Here is a 14,526-nt window from a genome sequence, read left to right as displayed (position 1 = left end):
GCTTTGACAGGTATAAAACCGTATTTCCTTATAGCGAATGTTCAACTCTTTCCTGTCCAGCGACGTACGGCTTTCACCACCACCACAAAAAATACCGGCACAAAAATCACCGCCAATGTCGCCGTAATCATCCCGCCAATCACTCCGGTGCCGATGGCTTGCTGGCTCGCAGAACTGGCGCCCGTGGCAATCGCCAGCGGCACCACGCCCAGAATGAATGCCAGCGAAGTCATGACAATCGGCCGCAACCGCAGACGCGCCGCTTGCAGCGTGGCGTCAATCAGGTCATGACCTTCGTCATACAGGCTCTTGGCAAACTCGATGATCAGGATCGCGTTCTTCGCCGACAGGCCGATGATGGTGATCAGCCCGACCTTGAAGAACACGTCGTTGGGCATCCCGCGCAAAGTCACCGCCAGCACCGCGCCGAGTACGCCCAGCGGTACAACGAGCAGCACGGAAGTCGGAATCGACCAGCTCTCATACAACGCCGCCAGACACAGAAACACGATCAGCAGCGACAGCCCGAGCAGAATCGGCGCCTGGCTGCCGGACAAACGTTCCTGCAGCGACAGACCGGTCCATTCCTGGCCCAGACCCTTCGGCCCTTGGGCGACCAAACGTTCGATTTCCGCCATGGCTTCGCCGGTGCTGTGGCCGGGTTTCGGTTCGCCGGAAATCGAGATCGCCGGGTAGCCGTTGTAGCGGGTCAACTGCGCCGGGCCTTGAGTCCATGTGGCTCGGACGAACGCCGACAGCGGCACCATTTTCCCGGCGTCGTTGCGCACGTGCATTTTCAGCAGGTCATCGACCTGACTGCGGCGATCGCCTTCAGCCTGGACGACAACGCGTTGCATCCGCCCCTGATTGGGGAAGTCATTGACGTACGAAGAGCCGATGGCGGTGGACAGCACGTTGCCGACGTCGGCGAACGAAACCCCCAGGGCATTGGCCTGCTTGCGATCCACTTCCAGCTGCACTTGCGGTGCTTCGGCCAGCGCGCTTTCCCGCACGTTCATCAGGATCGGGCTTTTCTCGGCGGCGGCGAGCAACTGGGTGCGCGCTTCCATCAGGGTCGCATGACCGAGGCCGCCGCGATCCTGCAAGCGGAACTCGAAGCCGCTGGATGTGCCCAGACCATCCACCGGCGGCGGCAGCACGGCGAAGGCTACAGCGTCCTTGATCTGGCTGAGCGCGATGTTGGCGCGGTCGGCAATCGAGCTTGCCGAGTCGTCGCTGCCACGCTGCGACCAGTCCTTGAGCGTGGTGAACGCCAGCGCGGCGTTCTGCCCGCTGCCGGAGAAGCTGAAACCGAGAATCACGGTGCTGTCGCCCACGCCCGGTTCGCCGGCGTTGTGCGCTTCGATCTGCTCGACCACCTGCACCGTACGGTTCTTGCTCGCACCGGGCGGCAGTTGGATGTCGGTGATGGTGTAACCCTGATCTTCAACCGGCAGGAACGAGGAGGGCAGGCGCGCGAAGCACAGGCCCAGACCCACCAGCAATACAACGTAGATCAACAGATAACGACCGGTACGTTTCAGCGCGTAGCCAACCCAGCCCTGATAACGATCAGTCAGTTGCTCGAAGCGGCGGTTGAACCAGCCGAAGAATCCGGTTTTCTCGTGGTGCTCGCCCTTGGCGATCGGCTTGAGCAAGGTTGCGCACAGTGCCGGGGTCAAGGTCAGGGCAAGGAAGGCCGAGAACAAAATCGAAGTGGCCATCGACAGTGAGAACTGGCGATAGATGACGCCCACCGAACCCTGCATGAACGCCATCGGAATGAACACCGCCACCAATACCAGCGTGATGCCGATGATCGCGCCGGTGATCTGGGTCATCGCCTTGCGCGTCGCCTCTTTCGGTGACAGGCCTTCGGTGGCCATGATCCGCTCGACGTTCTCCACCACCACGATGGCGTCGTCCACCAGAATGCCGATGGCCAGCACCATGCCGAACATGGTCAGCACGTTGATCGAGAAACCCAGCGCAAGCATGGTCGCGAAGGTACCCATCAGCGCCACCGGCACCACCAGCGTCGGGATCAGTGTGTAGCGGATGTTCTGCAGGAACAGGAACATCACCGCAAACACCAGCAACATCGCCTCGCCGAGGGTGTAGACCACTTTGGTGATCGAGACTTTCACGAACGGCGAAGTGTCGTAGGGAATCTTGTATTCCACGCCCGCCGGGAAGTAGCGCGACAGTTCATCCATCTTCGCCCTGATCAAAGTGGCGGTGCTGAGCGCGTTGGCGCCCGGCGCCAGTTGCACGCCGACGGCGGTGGACGGCTTGCCGTTCAGACGGGTGCCGAACTGGTATTCCTGGCTGCCGATCTCGACCCGCGCCACATCCTTGATGCGCACGGTGGAGCCGTCCGGGTTGGCCTTGAGCACGATGTCGGCAAACTCTTCCGGCGTCGAAAGCTGACCCTTGACCAGAATCGTCGCGGTGATTTCCTGAGTGCTCGGGTTTGGCAGATCGCCAATGCTGCCCGCCGAAACTTGAGCGTTTTGCGCGACGATGGCGGCGTTGACGTCGGCCGGCGTCAGGTTGAAACCGATCAGCTTCTGCGGATCGACCCAGATCCGCATCGCCCGTTCGGCGCCATACAACTGGGCCTTGCCGACGCCGTCGATGCGTTTGATCTCGTTCATCACATTGCGCGCCAGGTAATCGCTGAGCGCCACGTCGTCGAGTTTGCCGTCGCTGGAAGTCAGGGTTATCAGCAGCAGGAAACCGGCGGAGACTTTCTCCACCTGCAAGCCTTGCTGGTTGACCGCTTGCGGCAGACGCGACTCGACCACCTTGAGGCGGTTCTGTACATCGACCTGCGCCAGTTCCGGGTTGGTGCCCGGCTGGAAAGTGGCCTTGATCGTGGCGCTGCCGAGGCTGCTTTGCGATTCGAAATACAGCAGGTGATCGGCGCCGTTGAGCTCTTCCTCGATCAGGCTGACCACGCTTTCGTCAACGGTCTGCGCCGAGGCGCCCGGGTACACGGCATAGATTTCGATCTGCGGCGGCGCGACGTCGGGGTATTGCGCCACCGGCAATTGCGGGATGGCCAGCGCGCCGGCCAACAGGATGAACAACGCGACGACCCAGGCAAACACCGGGCGGTCGATAAAGAACTGCGGCATAGAAGAGCGTCCTGCTTACTGACCAGAGGTCTGGGCAAGTGGAAGAGGGGTGTCGTCGATCTGCACCACTTCGCCCGGACGGGCGTGTTGCAGGCCTTCGATGACAATGCGGTCGCCGGGCTTGAGGCCGCCGGTGACGATCCAGCGGTCGTTCTGCACCGCGCCGAGCTGCACCGGCTGCTGGGCGACGCGCATCTGATCGTCTACGGTCAGGACTTGCGCCACACCGGCGCTGTCTCGCTGCACCGCGCGTTGCGGCACGGTGAGGCCGTGCTGGATCACGCCTTGTTCCAGACGCACGCGAACGTAGCTGCCGGGCAGCAGATCGAGATCCGGGTTGGGAAACTCGCTACGCAGGATGATCTGACCGGTGCCCGGATCGACCGTGATGTCGCTGAACAGCAGTTTGCCCGGCAACGGATAGAGGCTGCCGTCGTCCTGGATCAGCGTGGCCTTGACCTGATCCTGGCCGACCTGCTGCAACTGGCCGGAACGGAAGGCCCGGCGCAGTTCGTTGAGTTCGCGGGTCGACTGGGTGAGGTCGGCGTGGATCGGGTTCAGTTGCTGGATCAGCGCCATGGGCGTGGTTTCGTTCTGGCCGACCAGTGCGCCTTCGGTCACCAGAGCGCGACCGACACGCCCGGAGATCGGCGCGGTGACGGTGGCGTAACCGAGGTTCAACTTCGCGCGCTCGACGGCAGCCTTGTTGGCGGCAACGTCGGCGGCAGTCTGCCGGGCGTTGGCGCGGGCGTTGTCGTAGTCCTGAGCGCTGATGGCCTTGTCATCGATCAACTGGGCGTAGCGCTGCTCCTGCAGTTTTGCCTGGAACGCGTTGGCCTCGGCCTTGCGCAGGGCCGCTTCGGCGCTGTCGAGGTCAGCCTTGAACGGCGCCGGATCGATGCGGAACAGTACGTCGCCCTTTTTCACGTCGCTGCCTTCGCGATAGGTGCGTTGCAGCACGACGCCAGCCACTCGGGCGCGGACTTCGGCAATGCGCGGTGCGGCAATTCGCCCGCTGAGTTCGCTGCTGATCGACAGGGGGCGCGCCTCAAGGGTTTCGATCCGCACGGTGGCCGGCGGCGCCTGTTCCTCGGCGTTCGAGGATTTATCACAGGCACTCAGCGTCAGCGCCAATGCGATCAGGCCGAGCCCGGCCAGCAGATTCTTCGACATGTACAACCCCCAATATTGATCTGCGCATCCTACGGACAGTCGCCGAGGGTAGCGGTGAAGCTTTGTAGGCGCTGTGTGAAATTGTGTAAGGGTTTTGCTCAGGGACGAGTGAGGGCGTATATCCTTTACGCCTTGATATTTATTGCGACAGATAAAGCATCGCGAGCAGGCTCGCTCCCACAAGGGATTGCATTCCAAATGTGGGAGCGAGCCTGCTCGCGATAGCGGACGATGGGTCGCCACTGTATTTCTGGATCACCTAAATGCCCAACATCCTCTTGGTCGAAGACGACACCGCCCTCGCCGAACTGATCTCCAGTTACCTCGAACGCAACGGTTACTCCGTCAGCGTGATCGGCCGTGGCGACCATGTGCGCGAACGGGCGCGGCTCAATCCGCCGGATCTGGTGATTCTCGACCTGATGCTGCCGGGCCTCGATGGCTTGCAGGTCTGTCGCCTGTTGCGCGCCGATTCGGCAACGCTGCCGATCCTGATGCTCACCGCCCGCGATGACAGCCACGATCAGGTGCTGGGCCTGGAAATGGGCGCCGACGATTACGTCACCAAACCCTGTGAGCCGCGCGTCCTGCTGGCGCGAGTTCGCACCTTGCTGCGCCGCAGCAGCCTCGGCGAACCGATGACCGCCAACGACCGGATCCTGATGGGCAACCTGTGCATCGATCTGTCGGAACGCACGGTGACCTGGCGCGAACAGCCAGTCGAGCTGTCCAGCGGCGAATACAACCTGCTGGTGGTGCTGGCCCGTCATGCCGGTGAAGTGCTGAGCCGCGACCAGATCCTGCAACGCCTGCGCGGCATCGAGTTCAACGGCACCGACCGCTCGGTGGACGTGGCGATTTCCAAGCTGCGGCGCAAGTTCGACGACCACGCCGGCGAGGCGCGCAAGATCAAGACCGTGTGGGGCAAGGGGTATCTGTTCAGCCGTTCCGAGTGGGAATGCTGATTCGATGTTCAGAATCCTGTTTCGCCTCTACCTGGTGACGATCGTTTCCTACAGCGCGGCGATCTATCTGGTGCCGGATCTGGTGGTGATGGCGTTCAAGCAGCGATTCGTCACCTACAACCTCGACTATTCCCGAGGCCTGCAATCGCTGATCACCAAGCAGTTTCGCGCGGTGCCGCAGGATCAGTGGCCAGCGCTCGCGGCGTCGATGGACAAGGATTTCCAGCCGCTGCACATCGTGCTCGCCCGTATTGATGACCCCGACTTCACCGCCATCGAGCAAGAGCGTCTGCGGCGCGGCGAAAACATGGTGCGGGTGGGCGACTGGGGCTGGCGCACGCTGGCGGTCACGCCGCTGAACGACGAAATGGCGGTGCAGATGGTGGTGCCGCCGGATCCGATGGACGTGAACCTGTTGTACTGGAGCATCAACGTGCTGATCGGCGCGAGTCTGCTGGCGTGCCTGTTGCTCTGGTTTCGTCCGCACTGGCGCGATCTGGAACGCCTCAAGGGCACGGCCGAACGTTTCGGCAAGGGCCATTTGAGCGAACGCACGCAGATTGGCCCGAGCTCGAACATCGGCAGCCTGGCCAACGTGTTCGACACCATGGCCGGCGACATCGAAAACCTGCTCAACCAGCAGCGTGACCTGCTCAACGCCGTGTCCCACGAACTGCGCACGCCGCTGACTCGCCTGGACTTCGGCCTCGCGCTGGCGCTGTCCGATGACTTGCCGCAAGCCAGCCGCGAACGCCTGCAAGGGCTGGTTGCGCACATTCGCGAACTGGATGAGTTGGTGCTGGAGTTGCTGTCCTACAGTCGCCTGCAGAACCCGGCGAAGTTGCCGGAGCAGGTCGAAGTGTCGCTGGACGAATTCATCGACAGCATTCTGGGCAGTGTCGATGAAGAACTGGAATCCCCGGAAATCGTTATCGATGTGCTGCTGCACAATCAGCTGGAACGCTTCTCCCTCGACCCGCGCCTGACGGCACGCGCGATTCAGAACCTGCTGCGCAACGCCATGCGCTATTGCGAAAAGCGCATTCAGATTGGTGTGCAGGTCTGCCCGAAAGGTTGCGAGATCTGGGTCGATGACGACGGCATCGGCATTCCGGAAGACGAGCGGGAGCGGATTTTCGAGCCGTTCTATCGACTGGATCGCAGCCGTGATCGGGCGACCGGCGGGTTTGGTTTGGGGCTGGCAATCAGCCGCCGGGCACTGGAAGCGCAGGGCGGGACGTTGACGGTGGAAAGTTCGCCGTTGGGTGGGGCGCGGTTCAGGCTCTGGCTGCCAACCCCGACCTGATGATCGTTCCCACGCTGAGCGCTCAGCGTGGGAGTCAGCATCATCAGAGCAGTTCAGTGGACTGGATCAATTCGACCCCGGCCACCTGCATCCGCTCGATCGCCGTCGCCAGCGAGCCATTCAAATCGATCGCCCGGCACGCATCCAGCACCACAAACGCATTGAACCCCGCCGCCCGTGCATCCAGCGCGGAGAACATCACGCAGAAATCCAGCGCCAGGCCGACCATGTACACCGTGTCGATCCCGCGTTCCTTCAGATACCCCGCAAGACCCGTGGTCGTGACGCGATCCGCTTCCAGAAACGCCGAATAGCTGTCGATGTCCGGGTTGCAGCCCTTGCGGATGACCAACTGCGCCTGGGGCAGATCAAGCCCCGAGTGAAACTCGGCACCGCGTGAGCCCTGAATGCAATGATCCGGCCACAGCGTCTGCTCGCCGTACGGCAGTTGAATCAGGTCGTAGGGCTGACGCCCGGGATGGCTGGAAGCAAACGAAGCATGCCCCGCCGGATGCCAGTCCTGGGCGATGACCACTTGCTTGAACTGCCCGGCGAGCCGGTTGATCAGCGGAACGATCAGGTCACCTTCGGGCACGGCCAACTGGCCACCGGGAATGAAGTCGTTCTGCACGTCGATGACCAGCAGGGCTGTGCGTGGCGAAATCGGCATAAATCCATCCTTCTTGGAAAATCACGCGAGCAGCATAGTGACAAAATTCTTTAAACGTTCAGCCGGGTTTTAAACATTTTCGCCATGTCTTCCAGCTCGGAAGCCGGGTGATGGCCGATCAGCATCCAGGCGTGTTCACGCTCGGTCCAGTACACCACGTTCATCCCGTGACGGCGCTCATGGGCCAGCGGCTGGCTGCCGCTGTTGGTGCGCGTGACGCACAGTGCCAGCGGGCCGTGGGTGGCGTCGAGCCAGGTCATCTGGGCGATGGGCACGCCGTCATATTCGAGCAATTGCGCGCGTTTGAACTGCGCGCCGGGCAGTTTCAGTTTCGCCGGCGACAGGCTCACGCCGAGCCGCGCATCGACGGTTCGCAGCTGCGCCAGTTGCGAGGCTTCATCAGTGGGCAGATGTTCGAGGGTCTGCGGCACATACAGCGCCATGTAATCGCCCACCAGCTCGCGCCAGTTGTGCGATTGCTGCGCTTGCCAGGCCAGAAACAATCGGTCCGCCGCGACACCTGCGAGCGCCACGCCCGCTGCCGCTGCGCCGATGAACCAGCGTCGGCTGAAACCGGGCTTCTGCGGTGACGGCGCGGCATCGAGCCGGGCCTGCAAGCGATCAAGCGGTGCCTTTTGCGCCAGTTCGTCGTAGGCAGCCTTGAATGGCAGGTTGCTGCGGCTCAGCCATTGCACCCGCAAACTCAGCAGCGGATCGTCGGCGATGAGGCTGTCGAGCTGGCTGCGCTGCTCGCGGTCCAGTTCATCGTCCAGATACGCCACCAGTTGCTCGTCGGAAGGCGCATTCATTGCCGTTCTCCTGCGGGGGTGTTCGGTACCGCTTGCAGCGGCGGGTATTCGGCCAGCTTCAGGCGCGCGGTGGCCAGCCGGCTCATGACCGTGCCGATTGGCACTTGCAGGATCTCGGCGACTTCGCGGTAGGACAGGCCCTCGACGTAAGCGAGATAAACCGTTTCACGCTGGGTTTCCGGCAGCGCATCGACCCGGCGGATCACCTGCGCTGCCATCACATGAGTCTGCGCGGCGTATTCGCCATCGAAGGTCAGCTGGCTGTCGGCGTCTGTCACGCCCTGGCCCTGGCGCACCCGGCGGGCGCGCACTTCGTTGAGCCAGATCGAATGCAGAATGGTCAGCAGCCAGCGATCCATGCGCGTGCCGGCCACGTACTGGCCCGAACGCTCGAGCGCCCGTACGCAGGTGGCTTGCACCAGATCCTCGGCCACGTGCCGATTGCGCGACAGCAGCAAGCCGTAGCGCCACAGGCGCGCGAGGTGTTGCCCGAGTTCGGCTCTGAAGGCCTGATCGCTGAAAATGTTCGCCTCCGCGTGTCGTGTCAGGTTTTCGATGAATCGTTGATGGCTTCGGCCAGGTCCCGGTATTCCTCGCAAGTCGTGCCGCAAATCTTCTGGATGTGCTGCAACTGTTCCTGCGCCAGATCGACGCGGCCCTTGATCACATAGGCTTCGCCCAGGTACTCGCGGACCTGCGCGTACTGCGGATCGAGTTTCACCGATTGCAGGTAATAGCCGATGCCTTCGTCAGTGCGACCCAGTTTGCGCGTCGCGTAACCGCGATAGTTGAGGGCCTTGGCGGTGTTCGGTTGTTGCAGTGTATCGAGCAGGGCCAGGGCTTCTTCATAACGGCCGGCCTTGGCCAGACGGTAGGCGTAATCGGTGCGGTCGGCGTCGGGCACCAGTTGGCTGGTCTGCATCACGCACTTCTGCGTCTTGGTGTCGAACACCTGGCCTTTGGGGCAGTTGGGTTTCTGCACCGGCGCCTCTTCATCGCCATTGGCGAAGGCGAGGGGGCTCGCGAAAACGGCGGCCACCAGCAACGGGGCGGCGAACATAACGGAACGGATAGTCATGGGCAAGGCTCCACAGGGGGTCATGTTTCACTTTGAACACCGCAGGGTGAAAATTTATTCATTGCTTTGTCAGGCTTTGTTAAAGGAAAGCCCTTTTTCCGGCGCTATGCTCGTCAGCATTCGTTGTCGATCTGCAGTTCTACCATGGGAGTTTGGCCATGAAAGATCAGGTTCACCACTCGGCCGCCAGCGGCTACAAAACCGCTGCCGATACCTACGTCAAAGGCCGGCCCGACTATCCGCCGGCCGTCAGCGAGTGGCTGACGGGCACGCTGGGCCTCGATGGCCACAAGACCGTTATCGACCTCGGCGCCGGCACCGGCAAGTTCACCGGACGGCTGGTGGCGACCGGCGCCCAGGTAATCGCCGTGGAACCGGTGGCGCAGATGCTGGAAAAACTGTCGCTGGCCTGGCCGCAGGTGTTGGCCGTCAGCGGTACGGCAACGGATTTGCCGCTGCCCGATGCCTCGGTGGATGCCGTGGTCTGCGCGCAGGCCTTTCACTGGTTTGCCAGTCGCGAGGCGCTGGATGAAATCGCCCGGGTGCTCAAACCGGGCGGCAAACTGGGCCTGATCTGGAACCTGCGCGACACCCGGATCGACTGGGTGCCCAAGCTGGACGCTATCGTCAATGCGCTGGAAGGCGACACGCCGCGCTTCTACACCGGCGAATGGCGCAAGGCCTTTCCCCATCCGGCGTTCGGGCCGTTGCAGGCTCAACACTTTCAGCATGGCCACACCGGCTCGCCGGAAGATGTGATTTTCAACCGGGTGCGCTCCACCAGTTTCATTGCCGCGTTGAGTGACCTGCAGCGCGCAAGGATCGACGAACAGATTGCTGAACTGATTGCCAGCGAGCCGCAACTGCGGGGCAGGGAGGTGGTGACGGTGCCTTACGAGACCGCCGCCTTCGTCGCGGTGAAGAACGGCTAGAGTCCCGCATTTGGCCGAACCGCCGTGCTGATGCCTTGTTATAGTTCGGGCCTCATTTTCAGCCCGGTAAAGGATTTCTGCCATGACTCAATACACCGCCTTCAGCGTCGAACTGGCCGACAACATCGCCCATGTGCAGATCAATCGTCCGGAAAAGATCAACTCGATGAACGCCGCGTTCTGGAGTGAAATCGTCGAGGTGTTCCAGTGGATCGACGACACCGACGAAGTGCGGGTGGTGGTGCTCAGCGGCGCCGGCAAACACTTTTCCTCGGGCATCGACCTGATGATGCTGGCCGGCGTGGCCAATGAGCTGGGCAAGGACGTTGGCCGCAATGCGCGCCTGCTGCGCAAAAAGATCCTGACCCTGCAAGCTTCCTTCAATGCCGTCGATAATTGCCGCAAGCCGGTACTCGCGGCGATCCAGGGTTACTGCCTGGGCGGCGCCATCGACCTGATCGCCGCCTGCGACATGCGTTACGCTGCCGAAGACGCGCAATTTTCTATTAAAGAAATCGATATCGGCATGGCGGCTGATGTAGGCACTTTGCAACGGTTGCCACGGATCATCGGTGACGGCATGCTGCGTGAGCTGGCTTACACCGGTCGCACCTTTGGCGCCGAAGAAGCGCGCAGCATCGGTCTGGTCAATCGCGTCTACAGCGACAAGGACGGCCTGATCGAAGGCGTGATGGACATTGCCCGGGACATCGCCGGCAAGTCGCCGATCGCGGTCACCGGCACCAAGGAAATGATCAGCTACATGCGCGACCATCGCATCGACGACGGTCTCGAGTACGTTGCCACCTGGAACGCCGCCATGCTGCAATCCAACGATTTGCGCGTGGCCATGGCGGCCCATATGAGCAAACAGAAACCCGAATTTCTGGATTGAGAAACCATGACATCTCGCTGGACCACTGCAGTACTGGACACCGATCAACCCGGCGGCTGGGCCGTGGCGCGCAGCCCCGAGGGTTTCCTGTTCGATGACAACGGCGCGCTGTTCCCCCGGGAATGGCTCAAGCGTCAGGACTTGTCGGTCCTTGCCGAGCACGGTATCGGTCATCTCGATGGCGAGCCGGTGTATCTGCTGGAACTGCGCAGCACCAGCGAGGTGCCGGGGTGCAACTGGAAAGGCCTGCGGGCGTTCATGCTCGACGGCGATCACACGATCTACAAAGTGCTGGGTTATGCGGCGCAGATTGGTACTTGGGCGCGCGAACACCGTTTCTGCGGCAATTGCGGTCAGGCCATGACCCAGGTGCCGCGGGAGCGGGCGATGTATTGCCAGCCCTGTGACCTGCGCAGTTATCCGCGGATTTCGCCGAGCATGATCGTGCTGGTGACCCGTGGCGATGAAGTCCTGCTGGCGCGCTCACCGCGTTTCGTCACCGGGGTCTACAGCACGCTGGCCGGGTTTGCCGAACCGGGTGAGTCGGCCGAGGATTGCCTGATTCGCGAAGTGCGCGAAGAAGTGCAGATCGAGGTGAAGAACATTCAGTACATGGGCAGCCAGTGCTGGCCGTTCCCGCACTCGATGATGCTCGGCTTCCATGCCGAATACGCCGGTGGCGAGATTGTCTGCCAGGAAGACGAGATCGAAGACGCCCAGTGGTTCAACGTGCACGATCTGCCGCCGTTGCCGGCATCCAAATCGATTGCCCGTTACCTGATCGACGTCTACGTGGCGCGGCGCTTAGGCCACGCTGAACCAGTGCTGCCAGGCTAGACGCACGGTCAACCCCAGCACCACGGTGATGAACACCGGACGAATGAACTTGGCGCCGCCGCTGATCGCGGTGCGCGCCCCGAAGAAGGCGCCGACCATCACCGACAGGCCCATGCTCAGGCCGATGATCCAGTCCACCTGCCCGGAAAACACGAACACCGACAGCGCCGCAATGTTGCTGACGAAGTTCATGCTGCGCGCCACGCCGCTGGCCTTGACCAGATCGATCGGGTACAGCAGCAGGCTGCTGACCGTCCAGAACGCGCCAGTGCCGGGGCCGGCCACGCCGTCGTAGAAACCGAGGCTGAAGCCTTGGGTCGATTGCCACTTCTTCTTGATCGGTGCGTCGCTGTCCAGCGGCGCTTTCGGCGTGCCGCCAAACAACAGGTACAGACCGCAGGCGAACACAATCACCGGCAGCATCTTGTTCAGCCATTCGGCCGGCAGATAGTGGGCGACGACGGCGCCGGTCAGCGCACCGACCAGCGTGCCGACGATGGCGTGCATCCATTGCCGTGGGTGAAACAGCTTGCGCCGGTAGAAGGTGAAACTGGCGGTGGCCGAGCCGAAGGTCGAACTCAACTTGTTGGTGCCCAGCACCAGGTGCGGCGGCAGGCCGGCGGTGAGCAACGCAGGCGTGGTCAACAGACCGCCACCGCCGGCGATGGCGTCGATGAATCCGGCAATGAAAGCGACAAGGGCCAGAACGGCCAGGGTGGTGAGGTCAACGCTGAGTTCGAAAGGCATGGAATCGGCTTATTTCGGCAGGGCGCAGAACAGGGCTGCGGGGAGGGTGGTCATGTTACTCATTTCCAAGTGTTGCGGCGACCCATAAGGCCCTATCGCGAGCAGGCTCGCTCCCACATTGGAATGCATTCCCACTGTGGGAGCGAGCCTGCTCGCGATAGCTTGGGTCCAGCCACTTCAAATCCCAACTGTTGCCCACCCAACACGCTAACAACAAATCACCCTCTCACCATGCATGCCGATTGCCGGAAGCCCCAATAAAACCGGGCTTCAGGGGCTGGCACGCTTGCTGCTCTAGCTCACTCACCTTCATCAACTGTCCCGAGGACACGCCAATGAGTCAGCAAGCCGTGAAATTTGCCTACTGGGTGCCGAACGTCAGCGGTGGGCTGGTGGTCAGCAAGATCGAACAACGCACCGACTGGGGCATCGACTACAACCGCAAGTTGGCGCAACTGGCCGAGGCGGCGGGTTTCGAATACGCCTTGACGCAAATCCGCTTCACCGCCGGTTACGGCGCCGAGTTCCAGCATGAATCGGTTGCCTTCAGCCACGCGCTGCTCGCTGCCACCAGCAAGCTCAAAGTCATCGCCGCCATTTTGCCCGGCCCGTGGCAACCGGCGCTGGCGGCCAAACAGTTGGCGACCATCGATCAACTCACCAACGGCCGGATTGCGGTGAACATCGTCAGCGGCTGGTTCAAGGGCGAGTTCCAGGCGATTGGCGAGCATTGGCTGGAGCACGACGAGCGCTATCGTCGCTCGGAAGAGTTCATCCGTTCGCTGCGAGGGATCTGGAGCCAGGACAACTTCACCTTCCGTGGCGATTTCTATCGCTTCGACAACTACAGCCTCAAACCGAAACCTTTGGGTCGCCCGGAAATCTTTCAGGGCGGCAGCTCTCGTGCCGCGCGGGACATGGCGGCGCGGGTATCGGACTGGTATTTCACCAACGGCAACAGCGTCGAGGGCATCAAGGCCCAAGTCGACGATATTCGCGCCAAAGCGGCGGCGAACCAGCATTCGGTGAAAGTCGGGGTGAATGCGTTTGTCATCGCCCGGGATACCGAGGAAGAAGCCAAAGCGGTGCTGGCGCAGATCATCGAACAGGCGGACCCGGAAGCGGTGAATGCGTTCGGTGATGCGGCGAAGCAGGCGGGCAGGGCGTCGCCGGAAGGTGAGGGTAACTGGGCCAAATCGACCTTTGAAGATCTGGTGCAGTACAACGACGGCTTCAAGACCAACCTGATCGGCACGCCGCAGCAGATCGCCGAGCGCATCGTCGCGTTGAAAGCGGTGGGGGTTGATCTGGTATTGGCGGGGTTCCTGCATTTTCAGGAAGAGGTGGAGTATTTCGGTCAGCGGGTGTTGCCGCTGGTGCGGGAGCTTGAGGCCAAAGCGCAATCGGCCCGGACTGCCGAAGTCGCCTGAAAGCCCCTCCTGCACACTGTGCAGGAGGGATCGGCTACTTAATTACAGACCCAGCTCAGACAACCCCGGATGATCATCCGGGCGGCGGCCCAGCGGCCAGTGGAACTTGCGTTCGCTTTCCTTGATCGGCATGTCGTTGATGCAGGCGTAGCGCTGGAACATTAGGCCGTGTTCGTCGAATTCCCAGTTTTCGTTGCCGTAGGAACGGAACCAGTTGCCCGAGTCGTCGTGCCATTCGTAGGCGTAGCGCACGGCGATGCGGGTGTCGGAGTAGGCCCAGAGTTCTTTGATCAGGCGGTAATCCAGTTCCTTGGCCCATTTGCGGGTCAGGAAACCCTTGGCTTCTTCGCGGTTGTTGGCGAATTCGGCACGGTTGCGCCATTTGGTGTCCAGGGTGTAGGCCAGCGACACGCGCTCCGGGTCGCGGGAGTTCCAGCCATCCTCGGCCAGACGAACTTTTTCAATGGCCGATTCACGGTTGAACGGTGGCAATGGCGGACGAACTTCGGCTGCAGTAGACATGTTTGTCTCCCGATCTGTTAAC

General features: G+C 61.9%; 14 protein-coding genes. 6 read left to right on the top strand and 8 right to left on the bottom strand.

All coding sequences use genetic code 11. The features are described from left to right. Positions 1–41: 41 nt before the first annotated feature. Both LOY31_RS15325 and LOY31_RS15320 read right to left on the bottom strand, forming a co-directional pair. Positions 42–3,140 (bottom strand): efflux RND transporter permease subunit, encoded by a 3,099-nt coding sequence (locus tag LOY31_RS15325; protein WP_085603405.1) that lies wholly within the window; start codon positions 3,138–3,140, stop codon positions 42–44. Between the two features lie 15 nt (positions 3,141–3,155). After that, a complete protein-coding gene (locus LOY31_RS15320; protein WP_102718708.1) occupies positions 3,156–4,313 on the bottom strand; it encodes an efflux RND transporter periplasmic adaptor subunit in 1,158 nt (385 codons plus the stop codon). A gap of 263 nt (positions 4,314–4,576) precedes the next feature. On the opposite strand from LOY31_RS15320, the gene LOY31_RS15315 reads away from it, so the two are divergent. Beyond that, positions 4,577–5,278 (top strand): response regulator transcription factor, encoded by a 702-nt coding sequence (locus LOY31_RS15315; protein ID WP_007960391.1) that lies wholly within the window; start codon positions 4,577–4,579, stop codon positions 5,276–5,278. Between the two features lie 4 nt (positions 5,279–5,282). Further along, a complete protein-coding gene (locus tag LOY31_RS15310) occupies positions 5,283–6,584 on the top strand; it encodes an ATP-binding protein (RefSeq protein WP_085603407.1) in 1,302 nt (433 codons plus the stop codon). Positions 6,585–6,627: 43 nt separating this feature from the next. Here LOY31_RS15310 and pncA read toward each other — a convergent pair whose 3' ends face one another. The 4 genes from pncA to LOY31_RS15290 all read right to left on the bottom strand — a co-directional run bounded on the left by pncA (position 6,628) and on the right by LOY31_RS15290 (position 9,141). Next, positions 6,628–7,254: a bifunctional nicotinamidase/pyrazinamidase gene (gene pncA / locus LOY31_RS15305; protein WP_258711791.1), complete on the bottom strand. Its 627-nt coding sequence runs from the start codon at positions 7,252–7,254 to the stop codon at positions 6,628–6,630. 50 nt (positions 7,255–7,304) lie between these two features. Then, positions 7,305–8,063: an anti-sigma factor gene (locus LOY31_RS15300; protein ID WP_258711790.1), complete on the bottom strand. Its 759-nt coding sequence runs from the start codon at positions 8,061–8,063 to the stop codon at positions 7,305–7,307. Beyond that, the gene (locus LOY31_RS15295) at positions 8,060–8,536 is read right to left on the bottom strand and encodes an RNA polymerase sigma factor (RefSeq protein ID WP_408980478.1); all 477 of its coding nucleotides are present in this window, start codon (positions 8,534–8,536) and stop codon (positions 8,060–8,062) included. Before LOY31_RS15295 ends, LOY31_RS15300 begins: the two co-directional genes overlap by 4 nt. Before the next feature lie 71 nt (positions 8,537–8,607). Continuing rightward, a complete protein-coding gene (locus LOY31_RS15290) occupies positions 8,608–9,141 on the bottom strand; it encodes a tetratricopeptide repeat protein (RefSeq protein ID WP_258711789.1) in 534 nt (177 codons plus the stop codon). 158 nt (positions 9,142–9,299) lie between these two features. On the opposite strand from LOY31_RS15290, the gene LOY31_RS15285 reads away from it, so the two are divergent. The 3 genes from LOY31_RS15285 (at position 9,300) to nudC (ending at position 11,805) form a co-directional block, all read left to right on the top strand. Beyond that, positions 9,300–10,073: a class I SAM-dependent methyltransferase gene (locus LOY31_RS15285; RefSeq protein WP_085603417.1), complete on the top strand. Its 774-nt coding sequence runs from the start codon at positions 9,300–9,302 to the stop codon at positions 10,071–10,073. 82 nt (positions 10,074–10,155) lie between these two features. Further along, on the top strand, positions 10,156–10,968 hold the full coding sequence (locus LOY31_RS15280) for a crotonase/enoyl-CoA hydratase family protein (protein WP_011334292.1): 813 nt from the start codon (positions 10,156–10,158) through the stop codon (positions 10,966–10,968). Between the two features lie 6 nt (positions 10,969–10,974). Next, positions 10,975–11,805 (top strand): NAD(+) diphosphatase, encoded by an 831-nt coding sequence (nudC, locus tag LOY31_RS15275; RefSeq protein WP_007951259.1) that lies wholly within the window; start codon positions 10,975–10,977, stop codon positions 11,803–11,805. On the opposite strand, the gene LOY31_RS15270 is transcribed toward nudC, so the two are convergent. Then, a complete protein-coding gene (locus tag LOY31_RS15270; protein ID WP_007951261.1) occupies positions 11,773–12,552 on the bottom strand; it encodes a TSUP family transporter in 780 nt (259 codons plus the stop codon). The genes nudC and LOY31_RS15270 overlap by 33 nt on opposite strands. Before the next feature lie 335 nt (positions 12,553–12,887). Here LOY31_RS15270 and sfnG point away from each other — a divergent pair, with 335 nt between their 5' ends. Beyond that, on the top strand, positions 12,888–13,982 hold the full coding sequence (sfnG, locus tag LOY31_RS15265; protein ID WP_258711788.1) for a dimethylsulfone monooxygenase SfnG: 1,095 nt from the start codon (positions 12,888–12,890) through the stop codon (positions 13,980–13,982). 42 nt (positions 13,983–14,024) lie between these two features. Here sfnG and LOY31_RS15260 read toward each other — a convergent pair whose 3' ends face one another. Continuing rightward, positions 14,025–14,504: a nuclear transport factor 2 family protein gene (locus LOY31_RS15260; protein WP_007951263.1), complete on the bottom strand. Its 480-nt coding sequence runs from the start codon at positions 14,502–14,504 to the stop codon at positions 14,025–14,027. Positions 14,505–14,526: the final 22 nt, after the last annotated feature.

The sequence above is a fragment of the Pseudomonas sp. B21-021 genome (assembly GCF_024749205.1).
Taxonomy (GTDB): Bacteria; Pseudomonadota; Gammaproteobacteria; order Pseudomonadales; family Pseudomonadaceae; genus Aquipseudomonas; species Aquipseudomonas paraglycinae.
Note: the sequence above shows the minus strand (reverse complement) of the source record. Positions and strands in the feature narration are given on the sequence as shown.

Excerpts from the sequence above, each read along its gene's own strand:
- LOY31_RS15325 (WP_085603405.1), bottom strand. The coding sequence starts at position 3,140 with ATGCCGCAGTTCTTTATCGACCGCCCGGTGTTTGCCTGGGTCGTCGCG.
- LOY31_RS15320 (WP_102718708.1), bottom strand. The coding sequence starts at position 4,313 with ATGTCGAAGAATCTGCTGGCCGGGCTCGGCCTGATCGCATTGGCGCTG.
- LOY31_RS15315 (WP_007960391.1), top strand. The coding sequence starts at position 4,577 with ATGCCCAACATCCTCTTGGTCGAAGACGACACCGCCCTCGCCGAACTG.
- LOY31_RS15310 (WP_085603407.1), top strand. The coding sequence starts at position 5,283 with ATGTTCAGAATCCTGTTTCGCCTCTACCTGGTGACGATCGTTTCCTAC.
- pncA (WP_258711791.1), bottom strand. The coding sequence starts at position 7,254 with ATGCCGATTTCGCCACGCACAGCCCTGCTGGTCATCGACGTGCAGAAC.
- LOY31_RS15300 (WP_258711790.1), bottom strand. The coding sequence starts at position 8,063 with ATGAATGCGCCTTCCGACGAGCAACTGGTGGCGTATCTGGACGATGAA.
- LOY31_RS15290 (WP_258711789.1), bottom strand. The coding sequence starts at position 9,141 with ATGACTATCCGTTCCGTTATGTTCGCCGCCCCGTTGCTGGTGGCCGCC.
- LOY31_RS15285 (WP_085603417.1), top strand. The coding sequence starts at position 9,300 with ATGAAAGATCAGGTTCACCACTCGGCCGCCAGCGGCTACAAAACCGCT.
- LOY31_RS15280 (WP_011334292.1), top strand. The coding sequence starts at position 10,156 with ATGACTCAATACACCGCCTTCAGCGTCGAACTGGCCGACAACATCGCC.
- nudC (WP_007951259.1), top strand. The coding sequence starts at position 10,975 with ATGACATCTCGCTGGACCACTGCAGTACTGGACACCGATCAACCCGGC.
- LOY31_RS15270 (WP_007951261.1), bottom strand. The coding sequence starts at position 12,552 with ATGCCTTTCGAACTCAGCGTTGACCTCACCACCCTGGCCGTTCTGGCC.
- sfnG (WP_258711788.1), top strand. The coding sequence starts at position 12,888 with ATGAGTCAGCAAGCCGTGAAATTTGCCTACTGGGTGCCGAACGTCAGC.
- LOY31_RS15260 (WP_007951263.1), bottom strand. The coding sequence starts at position 14,504 with ATGTCTACTGCAGCCGAAGTTCGTCCGCCATTGCCACCGTTCAACCGT.